The sequence below is a fragment of the Halorubrum sp. Atlit-28R genome, from assembly GCF_003665955.1.
Taxonomy (GTDB): domain Archaea; phylum Halobacteriota; class Halobacteria; order Halobacteriales; family Haloferacaceae; genus Halorubrum; species Halorubrum tropicale.
This window is the reverse complement of sequence record NZ_QPLS01000002.1, coordinates 175,263-199,049: the sequence shown is the minus strand read 5'-3', so window position 1 is coordinate 199,049 and position 23,787 is coordinate 175,263. Positions and strand designations below refer to the sequence as shown.

Genomic DNA, 23,787 nt, shown 5'->3' with positions numbered 1-23,787 from the left:
TGCGGTCGGTATGCCCGCTATCGAGTGCCGCAACCTCTCCAAGTACTACGGCGACGTCCGAGGGATCGAAGACGTGTCCTTCGCCGTCGAGGACGGCGAGGTGTTCGGTTTCCTCGGCCCGAACGGGGCGGGGAAGACGACCGCGATCCGCACCATGCTGGGGTTCCTCTCGCCGACGAGCGGCGGCGCCACGCTGCTCGGTCACGACGCGACCGACCCGGTCGATTCGCGCCGCGCCCGCGAGCGCATCGGGTTCCTCCCGGGCGACCCGGGGCTCGACCGCGACCGCACCGCGGCGGCGTTCCTCGACCATCAGGCGGCGCTCCGCGGCGAGTCGAGCCGCGAGGACCTCGTCGAGCGGTTCGGCCTCGACGAGTCGCGCCGGATCGGGGACCTCTCTCGGGGGAACCGGCAGAAGGTGGCGCTGGTGGCCGCGTTCATGCACGACCCGGACCTGCTGCTGCTCGACGAGCCGACCTCCGGGCTCGACCCGCTCCTCCAGGAGGAGTTCGCCGCCCTCGTTCGCGAGCGCGTCGACGACGGGGCGAGCGTCCTCCTCTCCTCGCACGTCCTCGGCGAGGTGGCCGCGCTCTGCGACCGCGTCGGCGTCCTCCGGCAGGGCCACCTCGTGGCGGTCGAGTCCGTCTCGGACCTCCGCTCTCGGGGAGGCAAGCAGGTCCGCGTCCGCATCGCCGAAGACGTCGACAGGAGCGACTTCGAGGTCCGCGGGATTATGAACCTCCGCGTCGGCGAGACCGTCTCGTTCACGTGGACCGGCGAGTACGACGCGCTGATCGACCTGCTGTCGAGGTACACCGTCCGGGACCTCGACGTGGTCGACGCGCCGCTCGAAGAGGCGTTCATGACCTTCTACGACGGCGACGTGCCGGGCCCGACCGGGAACGGGGGAGCGGGCGGGGCGCCGGGCGACGACGCGCGGAGCGACACTGCCGCGGAGCCGGCAGGTGACGCCCGATGAGCGATCGCCCCGCACCGTGGCTCGCTATCGCGCGGTACGACGCCGCCGGCCGCGCCCGCGGGTCGCTCGTCGCGACGGGTCTCCTCTCAGCGTTCCTGCTGCTCTTTCTGGCCTTCTACCCGTCGCTGTCGACCGCCGGCATCGACCTCGACGCGTACGTCGAGGCGCTGCCGCCGGCGTTCCGGGAGGCGTTCGGGATCATCGCCTTCTCATCCATCGAGGGGTTCCTCGCGGTGGAGTTCTATCAGTTCGCGTGGCTGCTTCTCGTCGGCCTCTACCTCGCGTACCTCGCCGGGGGGACCATCGCCGGCGACGTCGCCTCCGGCCGGATGGACCTCACGCTCTCCGCGCCGGTCGCCCGCCGCGACGTGGTGATCGGGCGGTTCCTCGGTCTGATCCCGCTCGTCGCGCTCCTCAACGTCGTCCTCCCGGTCGTCGCGTACGTCGGCGTCCTCGCCGTCGGGGAGACCATCGCGGTCGAACGGCTCGCCGCGGTCCACGCGCTCGCGGTCCCGTACCACCTGACCTGCGTCGCGCTCGGCATCGCCGTGTCGACGCTCGCGTCGCGGCCGGGGATCGCCCAGCGGATCGCGCTCGGCGCGCTGTTCGCGCTGTTCATGTTCGAGTCCGTCGTCGCGAGCACCGACTACGCCGAGGTCGGAAACGTCAGCCCGACGGCCCACTACGACCCCTCTGCCGTCCTCGTCTTAGGCGAGTACGACCCGACGGGCGCCGCGGTCCTGCTCGCGGCGACGACCGCCCTCGTCGCGCTCGCCGCCGTTCGGTTCCGGCTCGCGGATCTCACGGGGTGAGACCCGGCTTGCGCGGCCGCTGCGCCCCCTCCGCCCCGGCGTTGCCGCCTGTCCCCTTTTAGGAAGATACTTCCCTGTCCCTGCCGGATTGAGGAACATGAGTACCTACACGGTGAGTGGACGGTTCCAGAGCCGAGACGGCGACCAGCCGTTCACGAAGGACGTCGAAGCGGAGAACGAGGACCTCGCCCGCGAGCGCATCTACACCACGGTCGGGAGCCAGCACAACCGCAAGCGCACCCAGATCGAGATCGAGGAGGTGTCCGAGGCATGATGGGCGGCGGACAACAGCAGCTTCAGCAGCTCTCGCAGGAGATCCAGGCGCTCGACGAGGAGATAGAGGCCCTCGAGGCCGAGATCGCCGACTACCGCGAGGAGAAGGCGGACATCGACGACGCGATCGAGGCCATCGAGACGCTCGACACGGGCTCGACGGTCCAGGTCCCGCTCGGCGGCGGCGCCTACCTCCGCGCCGAGGTCCAGGACATCGACGAGGTCATCGTCTCGCTCGGCGGCAACTACTCCGCGGAGCAGGAGCAGGACGACGCCATCGACGTCCTCCGGAGCAAGCAGGAGGCGCTCGACGACCGCATCGACGAGACCGAAGACGAGGTCGCGGAGCTGGAGTCCGAGAGCGACGAGCTCGAACAGCAGGCCCAGCAGATGCAACAGCAGATGCAGCAACAGCAGATGCAGCAGATGCAGCAGGCGCAGGAAGACGACGGGGAGTAAGACGGGGATCCGACCGTGTTCGACGGACTGAAAGACAAGCTCTCCGGCTTCCGCGAGGACGTCGAGGAGTCGACCGAGACCGAGGAAGCGCCTCCCGACGACGAGGCGGCGACCGCCGAGAGCGGCGCCGACGCGGACGAGGCCCGACCGGCGGCCGTCGGTGACGCGTCCGAAGCGGACGAGAGCGAGACCGACGACGACTCGGCGTCGGACGACGAGCCGAGCACCTTCCAGCGCGCGAAGGCGTTCGCGACGGGCCGGATCATCATCGAGGAGGAGGACTTAGAGGAGCCGCTGTGGAACCTCGAGATGGCCCTGCTCGAGAGTGACGTGGAGATGAGCGTCGCCGAACAGATCCTCGACAGCGTCCGCGAGAGCATGCTCGGCGAGTCGCGCAAGCAGGTCGAGACGACCGGCGAGCTCGTCGAGGAGGCGCTCCACGACGCCCTGCTCGACGTCATCGCCGTCGGCCAGTTCGACTTCGAGCAGCGCATCGCCGAGGCCGACAAGCCGGTCACCATCGTCTTCACCGGCGTCAACGGCGTGGGCAAGACGACGAGCATCGCGAAGCTCTCCGAGTGGCTCGCCGACCGCGGCTACTCGTCCGTCCTCGCGAACGGTGACACCTACCGCGCGGGCGCGAACGAGCAGATCCGCGAACACGCCGACCGGCTCGACCGCGACCTGATCAGCCACGACCAGGGCGGCGACCCGGCGGCCGTCATCTACGACGGCGTCGAGTACGCCGAGGCGAACGGCGTCGACGTCGTGCTCGGCGACACGGCGGGCCGGCTCCACACGAGCGACGACCTGATGGCCCAACTGGAGAAGATAGACCGCGTCGTCGACCCTGACATGACGCTGTTCGTCGACGAGGCGGTCGCGGGGCAGGACGCGGTGAACCGCGCGAAGGAGTTCGACGACGCCGCGGCGATCGACGGCGCCATCCTGACGAAGGCCGACGCCGACTCCTCGGGCGGCGCCGCCATCTCGGTCGCGTACGTCACGGGCAAGCCTATCCTCTTCTTAGGCACCGGACAGGGGTACGGCGACATCACGCTGTTCGACCCCGAGGAACTCGTCGAGAGCCTCCTCGACGAGGAGTAGCGGACTGCCGACCCCGACCCCGCCGGCCCGAGCCCGCTCGTCACGTCTCACGACTCACGAGCCGCGGCTCTCGGGACGCGTCCATCGCCCCGCTCGGTCGACGGGCTCCGGCCCCCGGCTCGATCAGTCGTCGCCAGGCGTCGGCTCCGGCTCGGACGTCGGCCCGTCGAGTCGATCGGGACCTTCGCCGGGCGCCCGGCGCTCGGCGCGGGTCACGATCCGCGCCCCGATGGCCGCCGAACCCGCGCCGAGTACGGCGCCGGCGACGACGTCGGTCGCCCAGTGGATCCCGAGGTACATCGTCGAGTAGACGACGGTCGCGGCGAGGGCGCCGGCGATCCACGTCCATCGCGGGAACCGCCGCCGAGAGCGCCACGCGACGGCGGCCACCGCCACGGAGAGCGAGGCGTGGAGGGAGGGAAAGACGTTCGTGTTCGACGCGACCGCGGCCGTCAGCTCCTGCGTCTCGGGGTAGAACTGATACAGCAGTCCGTCGACCGAGTCGAGGTACTTGCGCGGTCCGTACCCGACGAACAGCGTGTAACAGAGCGTCCCGACCGCGTAGTTCACCATGTAGGCGACGAGCAGTTCCTTCAGGTGTCGCTGCCTGCCCTCCCGGGCGAGGAAGTAGACCGCCGGCCCGGCGACGAGGAGGACCGCGAATCCGAGCATGTACGCCGCCGAGAAGAGTTCGAGCGTCGCGTCCGGCGTCGCACGCTGGAGCGCGGCGACGAACTTTCCTTCGATAGCGTACAGCTCGTCCGTAATGTGCCAGTCGAGCGCGCGAGAGATCCGGATCCGGTACCCCTGGGTGAGCTGTTTGACCGCCAGTAACCACAGCGCCGCCGCGAGGTACGGCGCGACGTCGCGAGCGCGGTGGCCGAGGTCGTTCGTCGCGCGGGACAGCTGTCGAGGCCCGACACAGAGGAGGGCTGTGACCGCCGACCCGACGATAACCGAGAGGCCGGTGAGGGCGGTCACTCTGAGGAGCGCCATCGTCCCTTCCTCACCGTCTTCGCGACACATGAGTGACACGGTGTCGGAGTACACCGGTACAGCAGGGTAACGCGAGCTGTTGCTGGCGCCGCTACCGTTCACGTTCCGACGGGGTCGCCTGCCTAACTGCCGCGATCGGTCGATCGGACGTGAGCGAATCGAGGCAGGATTTCGATATAGCGACATACAATTTATTTACTCGCCCTCGAACAGAATTCGTCGCTTTCTACCCGACCAAATTCGAGTCGGTTACGGAAGCAGTCGGTAGACGTTCGCCTCGTAGACCTTGCGCACCTGATCGCCCCAGTTGTGCGTGTAGGTGTCGATCACGTCGTCGGCCACGTCGCCGCGGAGGTACTTCACCACCCCGCGGTCGCCGGTCCTGTCGCGGAGGTGCGTCGTGAAGAAGTGTCTGAAGTAGTGGGGCGTGACGTTCTCGTCCGCGCCGCCGCCGGTCCGATACCACCCTTCCTCGCGGGCGTAGCGCTCGACGACGTGCCTGACCGCCTGCGGTCGCAGCCGCTCGCCCCAGCCCTCCGCGGTGCCGACGAACAGCGGTTCCGCGGGCGACGGCGAGTCCGGTCGAACCGCGAGCCACGCCTTCAGCACCCGGCGGAGCTCGTCGTCGACGGGGATCACTGTCCCCCGCTTCCGCTTGTTCGCGGCCGTGCGCACCTCCCCGTTCAACTCCTCGCCGACGGCCGCGTCGGCCGTCACGAAGACCGAGTCCGGACGCTCAGATAGCGCGGGTCGGTCGCCGAGCGCGTAGGCCGCCTCTAGGTCCGGGTCCGTGACGGATAAGTCCCGTAAATCGAGGTTACACAGCTCGCCGACCCGCATCCCGGTCTTCAAAAGCGTCACCACGAGCGCCCGGTGGAGCGGGTGACGGATCTCGGCCACGAACGACCGCATGGCCGGGATCGAGACGTCGCGTCGGGCGGGGTCCTTGTCGACGGTCTCGTCCATCTCCTCCATCACCAGCGTCATCGGATTGCCCTCGAAGGCGCCCACCTCGGTCATGTACCCGTAGAACCGGTGGAGGTAGGCGGCGTACGTCGCGACCGTGCTGTCGGCGACGTCGCCCCGAAGCGAGTGGACGAACGCCATACAGTCGCGGTGAGTCGCCGACGCCGGGCCGCTCTCGTCGAGGAACGCCTCGAACCGCCGGAGGACGCGCTCGTACGCCGCCCTGGTCCGGTCCGTCTTTCCGTGGTAGGTGAGGTCCTCGAGGAAGTATCCGACGGGGTCGTCGGGATCGGGGGCCGCGCGCGTGCTACTCATCGGTCAACACGTACCCCCCGTCTCGCCCGCTGTATCGAACGCGGTTGCGATCCTGGAGCTCGTCGAGCGTCTCCTCCAGTTCGTCCTCCACGTCACCGACCACGGCTTGGACCAGTTCGTCCCACGATCGAGGGCCGGATTCGAGAGCCGCGCGGACACGCCTTTCGAGGTCGTGACCCCCGGGGTTGGAGCCCTCGGAAGCGGGTTCCTCGTCGGTCGCCGACTCGCTCGGCGCGAACCCCTTGCGGCCGGCCTGTACCATCGTCCTGACGAACTCGCTCAGCGACATGTCCAGTTCGTCGGCGTGATCGCGCCAGATCTCTTTTTGATCCGTCGGCACGTACGTCTTCACCGACTGTCGATCGCCTGCCATCCTTAGAGCGAGCGTTCTCGCGCTCCCAACTTCAATCTATCCCAGATTTGCGGATAAGTGACTTTATCTCGGTGTGTGGCACTCTGTTTTCGTCGGTATTAGATGTATATCTTACCTTGTAGTACTGCTATCTGGGATTTGTAGTACTACACTTCCAGATATACAGTATGCCCGATCGCTTCCATGCGAGGGTCACCGAGACACGTCCTCCCAGGGAGTCGGCTAACCGATTCCGTCGGACTGTTCGAGAACACGGCACGAACTGGACGACCTTCGTCGACAGAGGTTACCGCCGAGACGTATCGACTGGAGTTCCTGTCACTGCCGGTACGAAAACACGGACCGAGGCCAGCGCGACGGGGTCGGATCCAGTTCAGACGCGACGAGTATATTTCATGCCGCTATACGATACCCGGGCTCAGACGCGTATCTCCGAGTCGGTCGGTTCGCGTTCGAATGCCCCGAGCACGCGAGAGACCGATTCGTCCGTCTCGGCGGCGTTACGCATCAGGACCGTCTCGCTCGGGAAGAGGTGCTCGCCGACGGCGAGGCCGTGTTCCCGGGCCGTCGAGCCGGTGACGGTGAGGTAGACGCCGAGGCCGACCCGAGCGATGGCCGCCTCCTCCTCCTCGTCGGCGTCGGGATAGACGAACTCCACGCCGTCGAGCGCGTCGGTGCCCAGCACCGCGGTGACCAAGCGCTCGTACCGCGGCGAGATACACAGCGGCCCCTCGTAGTCGGCGAGGAACCCGCGATCGAAGGTCGTGTTCGGCGCGCGTCGGTCCTCGCGTCCCATCAGCGTGTGATACACGGTGTCACCGAGGCCGGACACGACGCGCACGTCGGTGTCGACCGGGTCGATGCGGTCGTTGATGTCCGCGATGTCGCCGAGGCCGCCCTCTCGGATGCCGACCACCTCCTCCAAGACGAGGTCCGCGGAGTCGAATCCGAGCGCGAACTCGTGGGTCCGGAGCGCGCGGAACGGCTCCTCGCGGCCGACGAGTTTGACCGTCACGTCGCCCAGATCGACCGTCGCGGCGTCGAACACGATCCGACGCGGCTTCCCGTTTCGGTCGTCGCGAAGCAGCGTGAACTCGGGCTCGGCGGCGGTCGCCGGGTCCGAGTACTCGGCGAGCCGCTCGTACGGGCCCGCGTCGGCGTCGACGGAGCCCTTCGTGACCGCCTTCTCGTACCGGAGCGTGTTGCTCACGCCGTCCGCCAGCCGGTCGAGGCGGTCGCCGTCCGCGACGGCCGCGATCCGCTCTAACACCGCTTCGAGCGGGCGTCCCTTCCGCGGGACCGCGACCGGAACCGGATCTGTCATTGAGCGATCTGCGGACGGGCGGGTGAAACGGGTTGCGTTTTTGAACCGGAACGGCGGCTCGCGACTGCGCCCCTCCGAAACGGCTGCGCAGCGTCGAGAGCGGCCCACTTACGGGCCGAAGGCCTCGTTGAGCCTGGTCCGGAACTCGTCGAGCTCGTCGAGGTGGTCGTTGATCTCCTCGATCTCGGCCGCCACGTCGTCGAGGTCCTCGCCGATGCGGTCCTCGATGTCGGTGAGCCGCGAGTCCACCTCCGCGAGGTCGTCCCACAGGTCGTCGAACTCCTCGTCGAAGCGGTCGAGCCCGGACTCGACCTCGTCCACGCGCTCCGTCGCGTCGGCGGCGAGGTCCTCCGCGCTCTCGGCCGTCTCCTCGGCGTTCTCGGCGCGCTCGGCCGCCCTGTCGACCTCCTCGTAGAGGGTTTCCACGTCGTCTCCCAGGTCGTCGACCGACTCCGCGACGGCGTCGGCCTCTCCCTCGACCCGGTCCACGTCGGCGGCGAGGTCGTCGACGTCGGTCTCGACGGTCGAGACGGCGTCCCGGACCGATTCGACGCTGTCGTCGACGGCTGCGACGTCGTCCTCAACCGCCCGAACGTCGCTCTCGACCGTCTCGACATCGTCCGCCACCGCGTCCACGCGGTCCTCCACCTCGTCGACCGCGTCCGTGGCGGCGTCGACTTCGGAGTCGACGCGCGAGACGTCCGAGGCGAGCGTTTCGCGCTCGTCGTCAGCCTCGTCCAGGCGGTCGTCGAGGGCGTCGACCTCCGCCTCAACGGCGTCGACGCGGTCGTCGATCCCGTCGAGGATCTCCCGCGCCGTGCCCTCGCCGTCGATGAACTCCGCGAGCGCGTCGGCGTACGCCTCGATGTCGGCCACGCTCGACTGGAGGCGGGCGATCCGCACGTCGACGCTGCGCGGCACGTCGGCCTCGAACGCCTCCTCGATGGTCGCGATGTCCTCCTCGTCGGCCGCGCCGGTACGGATCTCGGCCGCGAGCGCCGCCGCGAGGCCGCCCTCGCCCGGTAGCCTCGCCGCCTGGCCGTCGTCCTCGACCGCTCCCTCCTCGTCCTTCTCGTCCTCGTGAGGCTCTTCAGCGTCCGTGTCGTCCGCCTCGGGCGCTTCCTCGGGCATATCGTCGGTCGCCGTCTCTGCTTCCTCGTCCGGGGAAGACTCGCTCTCTGCCACCGCTGCGCCGACGGGCTCTCCCTCGTGTGCCGTCACGGCGGCCGTCTCCGCCTCGACGGGTCGGGGTTCGGGGGTAGCGGACTCCGGTTCGGCGTCTGTCTCCGGTGGCTCGGTCGACTCCGCGTCGGACTCCTCGGCATCGGAAACGGCCTCGGAGTCGGGCTCCTCGGCACGCTCCAGGGCCCGGTCGTCCGGGAGCAGCTCGTCGTCCTCCGCCATGCCCGGGAGCGTCGCGCGGTCGCCGGAGAGCACCTCGCGGACCGCGTCCGTGTCGCCGGCGCCGAGGACGTCCTCTATCTCCTCGCCGACGGGGACGTGTTCGATCACCGGCGTGCCGAGGAAGCCGTCGAGGTCGGGGTCCTCGTCGCGGATCCCGAACACCGTCTCGACGGTCTCGTCCGGGTCTATCACCCGTTCGAACTCCACGCGGTGGTCCTTGTACGCCGTCCAGTTCTCGCTCTCGTACTCCGGGTGGAACCCCACTCGGTCCATCGGAAACGACTCCGGGATCCGGTCGACGATACGCACCCGTACGGGGTCCTCGCGGTGCGAAGAGAGGGTGTACATCACCGCGGGCACGGGGAACGCGTCGTCAGTGAAGGATTTCTCGACGCGGATGCCGTCCTCGTCGACGGTCGTGGCCGCCTCCGCCGTCCGTTCGCTCATACCCGCACGTCCCGGAGCAAGGGCTTAAATTCCACGGGCCGCGTTTCGTGGTTGATAACCGAAACGTCGAGAAATCGGCCGCTCGACTCCCGTTTACAGGTCGATCCGGTCGCCGATCTCGACTATCTCCAGCCGGTTCGGCGACTCGTAGCTCCGCACGTGGTCGTGGAGCGCGGTCGGGTCGGCCGTCAGTCCCTTCCACATGTCCCAGTGGGTCGGCACCAGGCGGTCCAAGCCGAGGTCGTTCGCCGCCGTCGCGACCTCGTTCTCGTCGCTGTACCACTTCGTCTGAACCGGCTCGCCCGTCTCCTTGTCGGGTATCGTGCCCTCGGAACCGAACGCGAGGATTCCGAGGTCGATGTCGAACCGCTCCGAGAGCCCGGCGAACGAGGGCGAGGGCTTGCTGTCGCCGGCGTGGAACACCGTCCCGGCGTCGTGTTCGATCACGTAGCCGACCGGGTGCGTGGCGTCTGCGTCGTGCGTCTCGACGACGTGAACGGTGAACTCGCCGACGCGTAGCTCGTCGCCCTCGGTGACCTCGGTGAAGGCCGCCTCGCTCACGTCGTATTCCTCGGTCCACCGCTCCTCCTCGCGCGCGACCGCGAGCGAGTCGTCGGGCGCGACGAGATCCGCGTCGGTGTTCTCTAGGATCGGCGCCTGCGAGGGGCCGTGGACGTGGTCCGTGTGCTCGTGGGTCGCCAGCACCGCGTCCGCGACCTCGACGTCGGCGGGGTCGAACGGGACCGGAACCATTCGGACCGTCCGCGGCGGGTCGCCCGTGCCGACGTAGGGGTCGATCCAGAGGACCGTCCCCTCGCTCCCCTTGATCGCGAAGCCGTTACAACCCAGGTACCACAGCGCAGCGGTGTCGGGGTCGGCGTCGGCCACCGCGCGCGGCAGCCAGTCGCCCCAGTCGGACTCGAACATGAGCATCGCTGCGCGGGCGGCGGGGGTAATAATTCCGGAGTTCCGCCGAATCAGTCAACTTCCGTCGCTCGAAGGACGACGTATTTTCGTCGTCAGCGCGACTCGTATATCTCATGTCGCTATATCGAATTGGTGGCCAGCGACCGACGTTCCGGACGCCCCGTTCTGGGCTCGAAAATCCGGCCACGGGGCCGAGCCCGTGGTGCTTTCGCTCTTCGCCCGGGGCAGACCGTCCGCCGGCGAGGACGCTCGGGCCGCCGGCTTCGTCCGTCGCGACGGACCCCCCCGCGACCGGCCGCCGGGCGACGGCGACCGCGCCGCGTCAGTAGTACCCGAGCGCAGCGAGCTGTTCTTTCGCCTGTTCCGTCGCCTGCCGACCGCCCATCGGCTCCCGAACGTCGGCCTCCGAGTCCTCGAACGCGTCCGTGACCGTGGCCGGATCGATCTCCCGACGCGGCGCGAAGTCGCCGGGGCCGGAGACGGACGCCTCCAGCCCCTCGTCGCCCCAGTGGTACCGCTTGCGGACTCCCCTGCCCGTCTCGTTCGTGTACACGGCGTGACTCGCGGCCGTGAACGGGGTCACGTCCTCGCAGGCGTCCTCGAACCGGTCGCGCAGGTCCGCGGTGACCGGCTGCTTCAGCGACAGAACGCGCTCGGCGGCGAAGCCGGCCTCCGGCGGCTCGCCCGCGACGTGGGCCGCCACCACGGACGGGAACCGGGTCAGCGCGGCGGGGCGGTGACACACCTCGCCGTCGGCGCCGCCCGGGGGACGGACGAGAAGCGGGACGTGGAGCAGCTCCTCGTGCATCGGGATGATGTGCGAGACGGCGTGGGGCTCGTTCGAGAGGTGACCGGGCTCGCCGAAGCCGTCCCCGTGGTCGCCGCAGACGACCACGAGCGTGTCGTCGAGTTCGCCCCGTCGTCGCAGGGTCTCGACCACCCGCTCTGCGACGGCGTCGGCCTGCCGGATCCCGCCGTCGTAGAGCGACTCCAGACCGCCGAGCCGCCAGTACGGGTGCGTCGAGCCGTAGAACTCCCACTCCCAGCGGACGTCGAGGTCCGCCTGTAGGTCGCGGGCGCGCTCGTCGCCCCACTCGTCGTACGCCGCGCGCGGCTCGAACGGTCGGTGAGCGTCCATCAGGTTCAGACACGCGGCCCACGCTCCGTCGCGCTCGGCCGTCCAGTCGAGCAGTCGATCGGCGTAGTAGAACCCGTCCGGGCCGGGGTTGAGCGAGGCGGTGTCGTACGCGTCGTCGTACGCCTCGGGGACCCCCACCACCGTCCCGAAGCACTCCTCGATCCCCGAATCGTGACCGTTCAGGAAGCCGTTCTCTGTGAACAGACCGGTCTCGTACCCGTCCTCGGCGAGCGACTCGAAGACCGTGTTCCCCGGGCGAAGTCGGTCGTGGACGGTGAGCCGGTGCTCGTGTGCCTCCAGCCCGGTGAAGACGCTCACGTGGCTGGGCAGCGACCAGTTCGACGGCGCTCTCGCCTGCGCGTACGTGACGGCCTCCTCGGCGAGCGACTCCAGGAACGGCGTCGTGGTCCGGGCCGCGCCGTACAGCGAACAGTTCTTCGCGCGGACCGAGTCCAACACGACGAGCAACACGTTCGGGGAGCGATCACGTCCCATACCCCCGCTGACGACCGCCGGCTATTGATTCTTATCAAATATTATATATTATGGTACCGTTTCCCGCTCGAGCGGTTTAGAGCGCTCCTGAGCGCAACCGAGCGCGGTGGAGGGGTCCCCAGCCGGCCTCGCCCGGCGGAGCGCCGAAGACGCGCCGGAGTGGACCGGCCCCATGGAGCCGGACGCGCGGCGGGGTCCGGAGGCCTCGCACCGCTATATACCGCTCCGGTCGACTCCCGCCGCGTCGGGTCGCCTATTATAAGAGTTCAAGCGGCGGCTCCGAGTGGTCCCGGTCGATCCACCCGTGTCCTCCGACAGCGACCAGACGCCGCACGAGACCGCAGCGGAGCGCGATCCGGGCCCGGTCCGGACCGAGTTGACCTCGCGGGCCGACACGCGGCCCGCCGGCCCGGATCGGGTCACTGTGTACCCCGTCGGCGCCTCCGGAGACGAGAAGATGGCCACCTGGCTGACGGTGAACGCCGACTGCGTGATCGAGGCCAGGTGGTTCCGGTGACTCGTCGTCCCGCGCGCGTGTGCCGCCCACGACGCGTTCGACTCCCCGAGCGCGGGCGACTGGGAGGATGGTCACAGCGACCAGAAAGCGTGGCGGAGACGCCGTTCGCACCGCCGGCCGACCGAGCGACGGTTGCCGCGAGGCACCCGTGAAACGGCGCGAACTGCTCCGGCGTGGCGTCGCGCAGTGCGCGCTCGGGCTGGTCGCCTCCGCCCTCGGGGGGCTCTCCCGCCTGTACTCGTCGGCCGTCACGCCGCCGCCGGGCCGCGCCGCGACCCCCAGGTCGCTCGACGCGGCCGACGGCGTCGCGAGAAACCGCGTCGGCGGGCGGTACGCGTTGACGTACGACTGGACCGACGGCCGGGGACGACGGTGGAGCGTCGATCTCTCCGTTCCGCGACCGGCGTACGCGGCCGCCGCCCGCCGCCCGCGCGGGTACCTCTCGGCGCTCGAGTCGGCCCGGACCGATCCCCACGCCCGCCGGCTCGTGGAGCGGATCGACGCCGCGAACGCCCTCGAAAATCGCAACGGGGTGGCGTTCCCGGACACGGCGCGGTTCGAGCGCGCGGTCTCGTTCGTCCGTTCCCTCCCCTACGTGACGGACACGGCGTCGAAGGGGGTCCCGGACTACGTCCGCGCGGTTCCGGAGACGCTCGTCGACGCCGGCGGGGACTGCGAGGACCTGACGTACCTCCTCGTCGGGATGCTCTCGCAGCCGCCCTTCGGGTACCGGACGGCGCTCGCGTTCCTCCCGGGGCACGTGTTGGTCGGCGTCCACCGCGCCGACCTCCCGACGACGCACGCCGACGCGGCGACGCTCCCCGAGGGCCCCTACGTCCCCGTCGAGAGCGTCCGCGCGCGACCGATCGGTGAGTTCAGAGACGAGCCCGTGCTCGCGGTGTACGGCGACGGACTGGAGTTCGTCGACCGGACCGCGATCGCCGAGACCGCGGCCGAGGTGGCCAGAGACCCCTCGGAGCTCGAGACGCTCAACGGGGTTCTCACGTCGCTGTCGGCCTGACGCGTCGGCGACGAAGCCGAGAATTCAAGCCGTTCGCGCGCTAAAACGCGGTATTCCGATGTCCGACCGGCACCCGATCGACGGTGTCCCGACCCCCGACCCGTCTCACTCCCCGGAGGAGGTAGTCTCGATCCAACTCGGGGCGCTCGCCTCGAATGACGACCCGTTCGAGGACGCCGGGATCGCCGTCGCGTACAACTTCGCGTCGCCGGCAAACAGGCGGGCGACCGGGCCGTTCGACCGCTTCGTCCGGATGGTCCGCGGCCCGCGGTACGCCCCGATGATCGACCACGTCGAGGCCACGACGGGGGCGCTGGAGCGCCGCGGGAGACGGGCGGAACAGCGCGTCACGCTGACCGGCCCGGACGGCCGCACCGTCACGTACGCGTTCGGCCTGTCGAGCGCTCGCGACGGCGACCTCGACGGCCACTGGCTCACCGACCGGGTCACGCTGGAGTGACGCGCGGCGCTCGGCGCGCGCGGCGCTTCTCACCGACCTCACCGCGCGGGTCCGGTGACCGGGCGCGCGGCGCCCGACCGGACCGCCGCTCGGGTCAGTCGCTCCGAGCGAACTCAAACCGCGCACCGCCGTCGGCGCTCTCCTCCACCGAGACGATGTACCCGTGCGTCCTCGCGATGTCGGCCACGATCGAGAGGCCGAACCCCGTCCCCTCCGCGCTCGACGTGACGCCGTGGCGAAGCACCTCGTCGCGTCGCGCTCGCGGGATCCCCGGCCCGTCGTCCGCGACGTAGAACCCGTCGTCGTCCGCGCCGCCCACGGTGACCGAGACGTCCCGACCGCCGTGCTCGACGGCGTTCCGGAAGAGGTTCTCGAAGAGTTGGGTCAACCGGCCCGGGTCGCCGGTGACCGTCGGGAGCTCGTCGGCGACCGCGAGCGACGCCGCCGCCGTGTCGACGTACCCCCACGCCTCCGTCGTCACGGCCTGGAGGTCGACCGCCTCTGCGTCCTCGACCGCGGTCTCGCCGCGCGACAGAGCGAGCAGGTCGTCCACGAGGCGCTCGGTCCGATCGAGGGCGGACCCGACGCGCTCGAAGTGGTCCGGGTCGCCCGTCTCCTCGGCGAGATCGAGGAATCCCTGTGCGACCGCGAGCGGGTTTCTGAGGTCGTGCGCGACGACGCTCGCGAACTCGTCGAGGCGCTCGTTCTGCCGGTGTAGTTCCGCTTCACGGCTCGCGCGGGCGAGGGCCGCCTCGACGGTCGCGCCGAGGATCCGGAACAGGTCCGCGTCGGTCTCGGAGAACTCTCGCGGGGCGGTGGAGCCGGTGATCATGAGTCCGTGCTCCCCCAGCGGCACGAGGATCTCGCTCTCGATCGCGGTGTCGGGGTTGTACCGCCCGTCCGCGTTCCGGACGTCGTCGTACACCCGGGCGGTGCCGGACTCGAACGCCTCCCACGCGAGCCCCTCGCCGCTCGCGAATCGCGGCGGCTCCCCGAGCAGGTCGGCCGCCGGGTCCGTCTCCGTGACCGGGACGAGCGCGTCCGTCGCCGCGTCGAACTCCCAGAGCGCGGTGATCTCGAGGTCGAGGACCTCGGCCGCGGCGTCGACGGCGACGGCCGCGATCGCCTCGGTCGACTCGGCGGCGCTGAGCCGCTGGGCCGTGTCCTGGAGCGCTCTGAGTCGCGCCTCCGACCGCTTCTGTTCGGTGATGTCCTCGACGACGGCGAGCGTGCTCGCGACCTCGCCGTCCGAGCCCGGAATCGGCGCGACCGACAGGAGCAGGTCCAACTCCGCTCCGGCCTTCGTCTCGTGTCGGATCTCCGCCGCTCGAACCCGCTCGCCGCGCAGGGCGCGCTGGCAGTGGTCCCCGAGCGCGTTCCGCTCGCCAGCCGTGACGTCCGAGAGCCGCTCGCCGACGACCTCGTCGCATGACCAGCCGAACATGGTCTCGGCCTCTTCGTTCCAGCGGACGATCGTTCCGTCGGCGTCCACCTCCACCACGGAGAGCGGCGTCGCTTCGAACAGCGACTCCAGCCGGCGGTTCGAGGCCTGGAGATCGCGTTCCCGCCCGACCTGGTCGGTCACGTTCCGCGCGATACCGACGATCCGCAGCGTCTCGCCGTCGACGGTCACGGGTGCGAGGCTCGTCTCCCAGAACCGGGCGTCGGCGTCTAAGTCGAGCTCTTCGCGGTACGATATCGGGCCGCCCGCCTCGACGCAGCGGGCGTAGTTGGCCTCGAGTTCGGCCCCCCGCTCGTCGCCGAACACCGCCCGCGGCGTCTTCCCTCGCACGTCCGCGGTCGAGAGCCCGGTCTGGTCCTCGTACCCCGGGCTGAGCCGAGCGAACTCGAACGACGGCTCCTCGCCCGCTGTGTCCACGTCAAGCAGGAATATCGCGTCGCCGGACGTCGCGAGCAGCGCCTCGTACTCCTCCGCGAGCCTCCGGTGGTCGCGCTGCGCCTCTCTCCGCTCCGTGACGTCCTGAAACACGCCTCGGAGGGCGGCCTCGCCGTCGCGAGCGTCCGCGACGTACTCGCCCCACGCCCGGACGTCGCGGACGGCGCCGTCCCTCCGCACGATCCGGAGGTCGAGGTCGTAGGAGCCGCCGCCCTCGACGGCGGCGTCGACCGCCTCGGTGATCGTCGCCCGGTCGTCCGGGTGGTAGAACTCGATGCCGTCGTCGAGGGACGGCTCGTACTCGTCGTCGACGCCGTGGATCCGCCGGACCCCGTCGGACCACGTGAGCTCGTCGCTCGACGGGTAGTACTCCCAGACGCCGATCGCCGCGATATCCTGGACCCGGTCGAACAGGAACTCGTGTCGCTGTAACTGGGCGCGCTCGCGCGCCCGGGAGAGCTCGGCGCCGACGAGCTGCGCCAGCAGCTCGACGAACGTCCGTTCGAGCGCCCCGAACGGCGCGGCCCGCGTCGCGGGGCTGGAGAAGCTGAGCGTACCGAACCGACTGTCGTCGACGTCGAGCGGCGCGCCGATGTACGACTCCAGCCCGAGCGCTCGGTACGCGGGATGCGACCCTTTCCCGCGGTCGTGCGCGTCCGCGAACGCTCGGACCCCGTCCGCCGCGATCACCTCCTCGCAGTACGTCGCGTCGACGTCGAACCGGTCGCCGACGGCGATGTCGGCGTCCGGAGCGTGAACGGCCTCGACCGCGTAGTCCTCGTCGCGGATCCGCGAGGCGATACCGATATCGAGGCCGAGCGCGTCACACCCCACCTCGAGCAGCGATTCGATGCGGGCCGCTGACGAGGGGTCGCTCTCGGCCATAACGCGCTGAATCCGCCGCAAGGCGTCCCGTTCGCGGCGCAGCTGGCGCTTGGTCTCGCTCTGGTCCGTCACGTCCCGTGCGACGACGAGCACCTGCGTCCGCCGGTGTCGTCGGAACGGCGTGAGCCGCACGTCGAACGTGCGCTCCGCCCCCCCGACCGCGGCGTCGAGTTGGAGGTCGGCGTCGTAGAAGCCGCTAACGCCGCCGTCGCTCGTCATCTCGTCGAGCGTCGACTCCACCGCGCGCGAGAACGCTCGGGCGTCGGCCTCGCTGACGCGGTCCCCGACGAGCGCGTTCAACCGCTCTCCCGTGATGTCCGCCGATCGCCGGTCGCCCAGCACTCGGTTCGCGGCGGCGTTGGCGAAGCGGATCTCCCAGTCCTCGTCGATGACCGTCACCACGTCGTGGACGTTCTCCAAGACCGCCTCGTTGCGCTCCAGTTCCACCTCGCGCTCCCGCTCGTCGGTGATCTCTCGGGAGAACACGGTCATCCCGTCCGCGTCGGGAAAGGCGCGCACCTCGACCCAGTACTCGAACGGCTCGCCGAGCCACTGTTCGAAGACCGCCGGGTCGCCGGTCTCCATCGCGGTTCGGTACCGCTCTTCGAGCTCCGTGCCGACGATGGACGGGAACTCCTCCCAGATGGTGTTCCCGACGACCGCCTCGGCGTTCCGACCGACCCGGTCGGCCATCTTCTCGTTCATATACTCCACGCGCCACTCCTCGTCGACCGCGTAGATCGCGTCCGTAGCGCGTTCGAGCGTCCGCTGAAAGCGGTCGGAGAGCCGCTCGGCGGCCGCCTCGGTGCGCGCGGCGTCGACCAGCGTCCGGACCCGGCGCGCGAGGAGATCGAAGCCGTCGTGGGTCCCGTGGATCGGGATGTAGTCCGACACGCCCGCCCGCGTCGCCTCGCTCGCGATCCGCTCGCTCCCGCGGCCGGTGAAGAGGATCGTCGGCAGGGCCGCCCCTTCGTCCGCGATACGCTCTAAGAGGTCGATCCCGGTTCCGTCCGGAAGCGAGTACGAGGTGACGAGGCAGTCGACCGACGACGCCGCGACGCGTTCGAGCGCGGCCTCCGCGCTATCGACTGTCGCGACCTCGAGACCCGACCCGAGCCGTCGGAGCTTCGCCCGCGTGAGCGCGGCGAAGTCGGCGTCGCCGTTCACGTACAGGACGCGAATCGGCTCCGGGCGCTCGTCGCTCGCAGTACTCATTGATATCTCTCGGTGGAGCGGCGATATCAATCATTCCCGCCAGTTCTTAGCCGTGATAAATCCACGAACGCGCACGACCGTCCCAGAGCGGTCGACCGCGGGCGGATTCGACGGCCCGCCGGCGCGAGGGCGACCGAGCGTGGCGGGGAGTGACGTGGCTCCGGGCGGATACCGATCCCGCGTCCATCGGCGACCTCGGCCCGGAGCAGCGACGACAGGCGAAGCGGTTCCCGTTGTGGACCGCCCTCACGGTCGTCGTGGGGTACGTTCTGATCGTCGTGTTCTGACCGACCGCGACGGGACGGTCCGACGCGCGCCCGACCCCGACGGAAGCGGCCCGACCGCCGGCCGGGGAGACCGAGCGTCCGGCGCTCTCCGGGGCCATCGCGCCCGAATCGGAGCCGTATTCGGCCGAGGATTTACCCGTCAGCAGCCGGTACGGTATTACGTAACATGTGCCACGGACATCGTTCGCGAGAGTGGTCGCGAGAGGAGACCGACGAATCGACCGACGAGCCGGCGGAGGAACCGTCGCTGTCCGAGCCGGAGGAGGCGACGGACGTGGAGATCCTCACCGACGGCGGCGACGAGTGAGCGCGGGCGCCGGCGAGTGAGCGCGGGCGCCGGCGAGCGCCCGTCGCGCCGACTGCGTTTTCAACGGGGTGGCGAGCGTCCGCACCCCCACCGTGAGGAACGCTTAGGGGCGGGCCGGCCCAGGGATCCGGTATGGAGCCACACCCCGATCTGAGCGGACGGACCGCCCTCGTGACCGGCAGCGCGAAGCGCGTCGGCCGCGAACTACTGCTGTCGATCGCCGACTGCGGCGCCGACGTCGTCGTGCACTACAACGAGAGCGAGGCGGCGGCGACCGCCACCGCCGAGGAGATCCGCGACCGCGGCGGGACCGCGATCACCGCGCAGGGCGATATCACCGACCCCGACGCCGTCGACGCGCTCTTCGACGCGGTCGAGGCCGAGCTCGGCGCGGTCGACGTGCTCGTGAACAACGTCGGCGACTTCGACGCCCGTCACTGGAGCGAGATCGACTGGGAGTCGTGGCGGAACGTGGTCGAGACGACGTTCTACGGCACCGTGCTCTGCTCGCGCCGCGCCCTGCCCGCCATGCGGGAGCAGGGGTGGGGACGGATCGTGAACGTCGGGTTCGCCGACAGCGACCGGATGCACGCCCACCCGGTCAACTTCCCCTACTTCGTCGCGAAGACGGGCGTCCTGATGTTCACCCGGATGCTGGCGGCGGACACGAGCGACGACGGGATCACGGTCAACGCCGTCTCGCCGTTCGCCGTCTCGAACACCGAGGCCGGCGTCGAGGACTTCCCCCGCGGCCGCCCGGCCGACTTCGCGGACGTGGCGGCGCCGCTCCGGTTCTTCCTCAGCGACGCCGCGTCGTACGTCAGCGGCGAGAACGTGGCCGTCGACGGCGGGCGGCTGCCGGAGTTCGACGGGTAGGCGCGGACCCGGGTCCTCGCACCGTCGCGTCTCCTCCCGCGGTCGCCACGTCGCCCCCGGTCAGCCCGTCCGTGCCCGCGTCAGTCGCCGCCGCCGACGAGGGCGCCGACGCGCCCGGCGAGCCGGGCCGCGAGCCCCTCGAAGTGCGCGCTCGCGAAGGCGGCGACGAGCACCGCGCCGACCGTGTTGAACGCGAGGTCGTTCACGATGTCGGTCGTCCCGTACTGGGCCAACACCGCTTCGCCGCCGGTGACCGCCGCGAGGCCGCCGCTCGCGAACTCCAGGACCTCCCACGCGACGCCGACCGCGAGGACGAACAGGACGACGAAGGTGGCTCGGAACTCGCGCGTGAACGCGACGGCGTCGGAGTGCCGCTCGACGCTCCGAGCGAGGGCGTAGCCGGCGCCCGCGACGAGCCCCGCCGAGAACGTGTGCGCGAGGCTGTCGTACCAGCCGAAGGCCCCGTACAGCGCCAGCGCGCCGACGGCGTGGAGCGTCGACGCCCCGGCGATCCACGCGACGAGGCGCGCGTCCATCGCGTAGCCGTACTGCCGCCGGAGCAGCGCGGGCACGAGCGTGATACCCAGCGGGACGGCGCTGTTCACGAGCAGCGTCGCGTCGCCGCGGGCGACCGCGATCGCCGCGATCCCGAGGAGGACCGCCTGCAGTGCCCCGACGAGACGCGCGCCGCTCCCGGCGTCGCCACCGACGGCGCGGTCGGCGTCGGCGGCGTCGGCGTCCGGTCGGAGCCGCTCGATCCGGCCGGAGACGTGACAGTACACGTCGAACAGGACGCCCGCCCCGACGCCGACGGCGGTCGCGACGATCAGGTCCCACATCAGCTCGTCCGCGGTCCCGACGAAGCTCGTCCCCGCGACCGCGTCCAGGACCCACGACCCGACCGCCCACGCGCCGGCGGCGGCCATCGTCGCGACGACGACGAAGACCGCGGCGAACCGCGGGGTCATCGACAGCGAGGTGAACGCGTCGAGGACGACGGCGACGAGGAGCCCGAGCGCCGCGGCCGCGACGAACGGCGTCGCGCCCGGGAGCGCCCCCGCCGCGCGGACGGCCACGGGGACGGCGGCGGCCGCGAGCAGCTCCGCCGGGACGGTGACCGCCGGGTCACGCGTCGCGACCGGGACGACGACGGCGACGAGCGCGAGCAGCGCGGTGAACGCGGCCCAGTCGGGCTCGCCGACGAGCAGGAATCGACCGACTGCGGCGACGAGACCGGCGGTGACGGCCCACGCTGCGACCGCGTCGGCGCGGTCCGGCGCGAGCGCGGAGCGAAGCCTTGCCATGCCGCCCGGTACCGCTCCGCGACTGAAATACTGGGGGGTCGCGGTCGCCTATGGCCGGTGTCGCCTGAGGTCGGGGGCGTCTCGAACGGTAGTCGCCTCGGACCGGACGTCGCTCGGATCGGGCGCTCGGTGGACGGCGCTCAGTGAGCGGTTCTCGGCACGCGAAAGGCTTTGAGCTCGCGGCGCGAGGGACGGTTATGAGCAGATCCCTGTCGCTCGCGGTCGGCTTCCTGGCCGGCGTCGGCGTCTTCCTGTGGCTCGCGGGCGCGGTGCTCGAAGCGCAGTTCGGCCCCGCGGCGATACTGGCCGCGTACGGCGCGGTCGCCCTCGGCGTCGCGTGTACCGCGTACGTAACGGTCCGTCGCGTCGAGCGGCTGCTGGGGTCGGGCTCGGGGGACGCGCCCGCGACGGCGGGCGCGTCGGGCTCGGAGCGGGGCGAGGGGGTGACCGTCGAGCTGGCGGCGCTCGACGTGGAACGGGAGGTGGACCAGCTGAAGGCGGAGCGGTCGCGACCGGACGACGGCGAGCGACCGTGACGCGGGCGCGAGGGAATCGGGATTCCGTGCCGCACGGTCGCGCGTACCGGGCGACGCGCCGGGGGCATCGGGCGCGGGGACGACCGCGGAGGCGGCCGCCGGTCGGCGCGAGGCGGCGGAGTCGGTGCGCGCGGCCCTCGGGAAAGAGACGCATCGTCGACGCGCTCGGCCGGGCGGTCGCTCAATAGCCGTTTATACCCCTCAGTAGTCGGGTTTTTGCCGGGGGCCGCCGAGCCTCCGACCATGCCAACAGACGGGGGTCGCTCGCGGTGACGCGGATCGGGGCGCTGGGTGCGCGGCTCGGGGTCGACTCGCGGGCCAGCGGCGCGTGGGCGCTGTACGACTGGGCGAACTCGGCGTTCGCGACGACTGTCGTCGCGGCGGTGTTTCCGGTTTACTACGAGTCGGTGATCGGTGCCGGGCTGTCCGGGAACCTCGCGTCAGTGTACTTCGGCTACACGACCGCGGTCGGGCTAGCGCTCGTGGCGCTGGCCTCACCGGTACTCGGAACGCTCGCTGACCGGTACCGCGCGAAGAAGCGGTTCCTCGCCGGGTTTGTCGCCCTCGGCGTCGTCTCGACCGCGGGACTGTTCCTCGCCGGTGAAGGCGCGGTGCTGTACGCCTCCGCGCTGTTCGTCCTCGCGAACGTGGGATTCGTCGGCGCGAACGTCTTCTACGACTCGCTGCTCTCGCACGTCGCGTCGGACGCGGACAAGCTGTCGACGGCCGGCTTCGCGGTCGGGTACCTCGGCGGGGGCATCCTCCTCGTGGGCAACCTCGCGTGGATCCTCTCGCCGGCGACGTTCGGGTTCGCGGACGCGGACGTCGCCACCCGCGCGGCGCTCCTCTCGGTCGCCGTCTGGTGGGCGGTGTTCTCCCTGCCGCTCTTCGCCTACGTCGACGAACCCCCGGCGGACACGACGGACGGCGCGACCGCCCCTGAGTCGGAGCGCTCGTCGCCAGTGGTCACGGCCGTCCGTCGGCTCCGGACCACGGCCGCCGACATGCGAGAGTACCCCGACCTCCTCCTGTTCCTCGGAGCGTTCCTGCTGTACGCCGACGGCATCGGAACGATCATCCGGATGGCGAGCATCTACGGCTCCGAGATCGGGATCGGACGAACCGGAATCGTGGGCGCGCTGGTGTTGGTTCAGTTCCTCGGCGTTCCGTTCGCGTTCCTGTTCGGCTCGCTTCCCGGACGGCGGATCGGCCTCGCGGCGGGCGGGATCGCACTCACGACGAAGCGGGCGATCTACCTCGGACTGGCCGTGTACGTCGGCATCTCTGTCGGCGGGTTTTTCATGACAAAGACGTGGCATTTCTGGGCGCTCGCCGTCGCGGTCGCGACGGTTCAAGGCGGCACGCAAGCGCTGTCGCGGTCGCTTTACGCCGCGCTGTCGCCGCCGGACAAGTCGGCCGAGTTCTTCAGTTTCTTCTCGATCTCGTCGAAGCTCGCGGGGGTCGTCGGACCGGCACTGTTCGCGTTCGTCGGACAACTCACCGGGTCGAGCCGGTACAGCATCGTTTCGCTGCTCGTGTTCTTCCTGGGCGGGGCCGCGTTGCTGTCGCGCGTGGACGTCGACGCGGGCCGGCGAGCGGTCCGGGACGGTCCCGCACCGACGACCGCCGATCCCGACGCGGGGTCTCGACCGGCGGAGGGCGGTTCGTGACCCGGACCCCGCTCCGAGTCGCGTCCTACAACGTCAGGTACGCGGGCCTCGACGCGGGGCGGCTGGACTGGAGCGTACGGCGCGACGGCGTCGCGTCGCTGGTGCGCGACATCGATCCGGACGTGCTCGCGGTACAGGAAGTCTGGATGGACCAGTTGCCGGACCTCCGCGACCGCCTTCCCGGCTACGACTGGGTCGCGTTCCCGGACCGCAACGGCGAGCACACGCCGATCGCCGTCCGGAGGCGTCGCGTCGCGGTCGCCTCGGCCGGCGCGTTCGGGCTCGCCCCGGGCGGGGACCGCGAGGTCACGGCGTGGGACGCCGCCATCCCTCGGACCGTCACGCACGCGACGCTCAGGGACCGGCGGGCGCCGGCACCCCCCGACGCCGACGGCCGGACAGTCGCGGTGTTCTCGGTCCATCTCGACCACGCGGGCGAGCGAGCCCGGCTGGAGGGCGCCCGGCTGGTCCGGGACCGCGTTCCCGACGGTCCCGTCGTCGTCGCCGGCGACCTCAACTGTCAGACCGGATCCCCGCCTTACGAAGCCCTCACGGCGGACCTGACGGACGCCCGGCTCGCGGCGCACGAGCGCGACGGGCCCGACCGCACGTACGTCGGCTTCGACGCGGACGACGGCGTCAGCGGCGACCCGGCTGCGAGACGGATCGACCACGTCCTCGTCCGCGGCTGCGCCGTCGAACGCTACCGAGTGGTTCCGCACGACGCCGACGCGCCCGCGTCGGACCACTTCCCGGTCGTCGCTGATGTGGTCCCATGAGTCGACGAGCCGCACCGG

Annotated in this window: 23 protein-coding genes; 14 read left to right on the top strand and 9 right to left on the bottom strand. The window is 70.5% G+C overall.

Features of this window, described 5'->3' with window-relative positions; all coding sequences use genetic code 11:
• The first annotated feature begins 10 nt into the window (after window positions 1–10).
• The 5 genes from DVK06_RS04510 to ftsY all read left to right on the top strand — a co-directional run bounded on the left by DVK06_RS04510 (window position 11) and on the right by ftsY (window position 3,630).
• Window positions 11–979: an ABC transporter ATP-binding protein gene (locus tag DVK06_RS04510; protein WP_053771301.1), complete on the top strand. Its 969-nt coding sequence runs from the start codon at window positions 11–13 to the stop codon at window positions 977–979.
• Window positions 976–1,791 (top strand): ABC transporter permease, encoded by an 816-nt coding sequence (locus DVK06_RS04505; protein WP_121599456.1) that lies wholly within the window; start codon window positions 976–978, stop codon window positions 1,789–1,791. Before DVK06_RS04510 ends, DVK06_RS04505 begins: the two co-directional genes overlap by 4 nt.
• A 97-nt stretch (window positions 1,792–1,888) precedes the next feature.
• Entirely contained in the window at window positions 1,889–2,065 is a 177-nt protein-coding gene (gene rpl18a / locus DVK06_RS04500; RefSeq protein WP_053771299.1) for a 50S ribosomal protein L18Ae, read from the top strand.
• Window positions 2,065–2,523 carry a prefoldin subunit alpha gene (gene pfdA / locus DVK06_RS04495; protein ID WP_053771298.1) on the top strand — a complete coding sequence of 153 codons (459 nt, stop codon included), beginning with the start codon at window positions 2,065–2,067 and terminating at the stop codon, window positions 2,521–2,523. Before rpl18a ends, pfdA begins: the two co-directional genes overlap by 1 nt.
• Window positions 2,524–2,538: 15 nt before the next feature.
• Window positions 2,539–3,630, top strand: coding sequence for a signal recognition particle-docking protein FtsY (gene ftsY / locus DVK06_RS04490; RefSeq protein WP_121599455.1), 1,092 nt, complete (start codon window positions 2,539–2,541; stop codon window positions 3,628–3,630).
• Window positions 3,631–3,753: 123 nt separating this feature from the next.
• On the opposite strand, the gene DVK06_RS04485 is transcribed toward ftsY, so the two are convergent.
• The 7 genes from DVK06_RS04485 to DVK06_RS04455 form a co-directional block, all read right to left on the bottom strand.
• A complete protein-coding gene (locus DVK06_RS04485; RefSeq protein ID WP_199718576.1) occupies window positions 3,754–4,626 on the bottom strand; it encodes a phosphatase PAP2 family protein in 873 nt (290 codons plus the stop codon).
• Window positions 4,627–4,875: 249 nt separating this feature from the next.
• Window positions 4,876–5,907, bottom strand: coding sequence for a tyrosine-type recombinase/integrase (locus DVK06_RS04480; RefSeq protein WP_121599454.1), 1,032 nt, complete (start codon window positions 5,905–5,907; stop codon window positions 4,876–4,878).
• Window positions 5,900–6,280 (bottom strand): DUF5805 domain-containing protein, encoded by a 381-nt coding sequence (locus DVK06_RS04475; RefSeq protein WP_121599453.1) that lies wholly within the window; start codon window positions 6,278–6,280, stop codon window positions 5,900–5,902. Before DVK06_RS04475 ends, DVK06_RS04480 begins: the two co-directional genes overlap by 8 nt.
• Before the next feature lie 418 nt (window positions 6,281–6,698).
• A complete protein-coding gene (locus DVK06_RS04470) occupies window positions 6,699–7,604 on the bottom strand; it encodes a hypothetical protein (protein ID WP_121599452.1) in 906 nt (301 codons plus the stop codon).
• A 108-nt stretch (window positions 7,605–7,712) separates the two neighbouring features.
• Window positions 7,713–9,455, bottom strand: coding sequence for an alanine-zipper protein (locus DVK06_RS04465; RefSeq protein WP_121599451.1), 1,743 nt, complete (start codon window positions 9,453–9,455; stop codon window positions 7,713–7,715).
• A 93-nt stretch (window positions 9,456–9,548) separates the two neighbouring features.
• Window positions 9,549–10,382: an MBL fold metallo-hydrolase gene (locus DVK06_RS04460; protein ID WP_121599450.1), complete on the bottom strand. Its 834-nt coding sequence runs from the start codon at window positions 10,380–10,382 to the stop codon at window positions 9,549–9,551.
• A 322-nt stretch (window positions 10,383–10,704) separates the two neighbouring features.
• Window positions 10,705–12,015, bottom strand: a complete 1,311-nt coding sequence (locus DVK06_RS04455; RefSeq protein WP_121599449.1) for a sulfatase — start codon at window positions 12,013–12,015, stop codon at window positions 10,705–10,707.
• A gap of 304 nt (window positions 12,016–12,319) precedes the next feature.
• On the opposite strand from DVK06_RS04455, the gene DVK06_RS04450 reads away from it, so the two are divergent.
• The 3 genes from DVK06_RS04450 to DVK06_RS04440 all read left to right on the top strand — a co-directional run bounded on the left by DVK06_RS04450 (window position 12,320) and on the right by DVK06_RS04440 (window position 14,013).
• Window positions 12,320–12,532, top strand: coding sequence for a hypothetical protein (locus tag DVK06_RS04450; protein WP_147438047.1), 213 nt, complete (start codon window positions 12,320–12,322; stop codon window positions 12,530–12,532).
• A gap of 148 nt (window positions 12,533–12,680) precedes the next feature.
• Window positions 12,681–13,553 carry a hypothetical protein gene (locus DVK06_RS04445; RefSeq protein ID WP_121599447.1) on the top strand — a complete coding sequence of 291 codons (873 nt, stop codon included), beginning with the start codon at window positions 12,681–12,683 and terminating at the stop codon, window positions 13,551–13,553.
• A 58-nt stretch (window positions 13,554–13,611) separates the two neighbouring features.
• Window positions 13,612–14,013: a DUF4864 domain-containing protein gene (locus DVK06_RS04440; RefSeq protein ID WP_121599446.1), complete on the top strand. Its 402-nt coding sequence runs from the start codon at window positions 13,612–13,614 to the stop codon at window positions 14,011–14,013.
• Between the two features lie 94 nt (window positions 14,014–14,107).
• Here DVK06_RS04440 and DVK06_RS04435 read toward each other — a convergent pair whose 3' ends face one another.
• Window positions 14,108–18,010 carry a PAS domain-containing protein gene (locus tag DVK06_RS04435; protein WP_121599445.1) on the bottom strand — a complete coding sequence of 1,301 codons (3,903 nt, stop codon included), beginning with the start codon at window positions 18,008–18,010 and terminating at the stop codon, window positions 14,108–14,110.
• Window positions 18,011–18,159: 149 nt separating this feature from the next.
• On the opposite strand from DVK06_RS04435, the gene DVK06_RS18620 reads away from it, so the two are divergent.
• The 3 genes from DVK06_RS18620 (at window position 18,160) to DVK06_RS04430 (ending at window position 19,480) form a co-directional block, all read left to right on the top strand.
• Window positions 18,160–18,297: a hypothetical protein gene (locus DVK06_RS18620; protein ID WP_158293559.1), complete on the top strand. Its 138-nt coding sequence runs from the start codon at window positions 18,160–18,162 to the stop codon at window positions 18,295–18,297.
• 166 nt (window positions 18,298–18,463) lie between these two features.
• Window positions 18,464–18,604, top strand: coding sequence for a hypothetical protein (locus tag DVK06_RS18890; RefSeq protein WP_199718573.1), 141 nt, complete (start codon window positions 18,464–18,466; stop codon window positions 18,602–18,604).
• A gap of 132 nt (window positions 18,605–18,736) precedes the next feature.
• On the top strand, window positions 18,737–19,480 hold the full coding sequence (locus DVK06_RS04430) for an SDR family NAD(P)-dependent oxidoreductase (RefSeq protein ID WP_121599444.1): 744 nt from the start codon (window positions 18,737–18,739) through the stop codon (window positions 19,478–19,480).
• A gap of 80 nt (window positions 19,481–19,560) precedes the next feature.
• On the opposite strand, the gene DVK06_RS04425 is transcribed toward DVK06_RS04430, so the two are convergent.
• On the bottom strand, window positions 19,561–20,784 hold the full coding sequence (locus tag DVK06_RS04425) for a hypothetical protein (protein ID WP_121599443.1): 1,224 nt from the start codon (window positions 20,782–20,784) through the stop codon (window positions 19,561–19,563).
• A 197-nt stretch (window positions 20,785–20,981) separates the two neighbouring features.
• Here DVK06_RS04425 and DVK06_RS04420 point away from each other — a divergent pair, with 197 nt between their 5' ends.
• The 3 genes from DVK06_RS04420 to DVK06_RS04410 all read left to right on the top strand — a co-directional run bounded on the left by DVK06_RS04420 (window position 20,982) and on the right by DVK06_RS04410 (window position 23,769).
• Window positions 20,982–21,320: a hypothetical protein gene (locus DVK06_RS04420; protein ID WP_121599442.1), complete on the top strand. Its 339-nt coding sequence runs from the start codon at window positions 20,982–20,984 to the stop codon at window positions 21,318–21,320.
• A 269-nt stretch (window positions 21,321–21,589) separates the two neighbouring features.
• Window positions 21,590–22,990 carry an MFS transporter gene (locus tag DVK06_RS04415; RefSeq protein WP_121599441.1) on the top strand — a complete coding sequence of 467 codons (1,401 nt, stop codon included), beginning with the start codon at window positions 21,590–21,592 and terminating at the stop codon, window positions 22,988–22,990.
• Window positions 22,987–23,769, top strand: coding sequence for an endonuclease/exonuclease/phosphatase family protein (locus DVK06_RS04410; protein ID WP_121599440.1), 783 nt, complete (start codon window positions 22,987–22,989; stop codon window positions 23,767–23,769). Before DVK06_RS04415 ends, DVK06_RS04410 begins: the two co-directional genes overlap by 4 nt.
• Window positions 23,770–23,787 lie beyond the last annotated feature (18 nt).

Excerpts from the sequence above, each read along its gene's own strand:
- DVK06_RS04430 (WP_121599444.1), top strand. The coding sequence starts at position 18,737 with ATGGAGCCACACCCCGATCTGAGCGGACGGACCGCCCTCGTGACCGGC.
- DVK06_RS04480 (WP_121599454.1), bottom strand. The coding sequence starts at position 5,907 with ATGAGTAGCACGCGCGCGGCCCCCGATCCCGACGACCCCGTCGGATAC.
- DVK06_RS18890 (WP_199718573.1), top strand. The coding sequence starts at position 18,464 with ATGTGCCACGGACATCGTTCGCGAGAGTGGTCGCGAGAGGAGACCGAC.
- DVK06_RS04455 (WP_121599449.1), bottom strand. The coding sequence starts at position 12,015 with ATGGGACGTGATCGCTCCCCGAACGTGTTGCTCGTCGTGTTGGACTCG.
- DVK06_RS04510 (WP_053771301.1), top strand. The coding sequence starts at position 11 with ATGCCCGCTATCGAGTGCCGCAACCTCTCCAAGTACTACGGCGACGTC.
- pfdA (WP_053771298.1), top strand. The coding sequence starts at position 2,065 with ATGGGCGGCGGACAACAGCAGCTTCAGCAGCTCTCGCAGGAGATCCAG.
- DVK06_RS04420 (WP_121599442.1), top strand. The coding sequence starts at position 20,982 with ATGAGCAGATCCCTGTCGCTCGCGGTCGGCTTCCTGGCCGGCGTCGGC.
- DVK06_RS04505 (WP_121599456.1), top strand. The coding sequence starts at position 976 with ATGAGCGATCGCCCCGCACCGTGGCTCGCTATCGCGCGGTACGACGCC.
- DVK06_RS04465 (WP_121599451.1), bottom strand. The coding sequence starts at position 9,455 with ATGAGCGAACGGACGGCGGAGGCGGCCACGACCGTCGACGAGGACGGC.
- DVK06_RS04475 (WP_121599453.1), bottom strand. The coding sequence starts at position 6,280 with ATGGCAGGCGATCGACAGTCGGTGAAGACGTACGTGCCGACGGATCAA.
- DVK06_RS04460 (WP_121599450.1), bottom strand. The coding sequence starts at position 10,382 with ATGTTCGAGTCCGACTGGGGCGACTGGCTGCCGCGCGCGGTGGCCGAC.
- DVK06_RS04435 (WP_121599445.1), bottom strand. The coding sequence starts at position 18,010 with ATGAGTACTGCGAGCGACGAGCGCCCGGAGCCGATTCGCGTCCTGTAC.
- DVK06_RS04470 (WP_121599452.1), bottom strand. The coding sequence starts at position 7,604 with ATGACAGATCCGGTTCCGGTCGCGGTCCCGCGGAAGGGACGCCCGCTC.
- DVK06_RS04425 (WP_121599443.1), bottom strand. The coding sequence starts at position 20,784 with ATGGCAAGGCTTCGCTCCGCGCTCGCGCCGGACCGCGCCGACGCGGTC.
- DVK06_RS04440 (WP_121599446.1), top strand. The coding sequence starts at position 13,612 with ATGTCCGACCGGCACCCGATCGACGGTGTCCCGACCCCCGACCCGTCT.
- DVK06_RS04485 (WP_199718576.1), bottom strand. The coding sequence starts at position 4,626 with ATGGCGCTCCTCAGAGTGACCGCCCTCACCGGCCTCTCGGTTATCGTC.
- rpl18a (WP_053771299.1), top strand. The coding sequence starts at position 1,889 with ATGAGTACCTACACGGTGAGTGGACGGTTCCAGAGCCGAGACGGCGAC.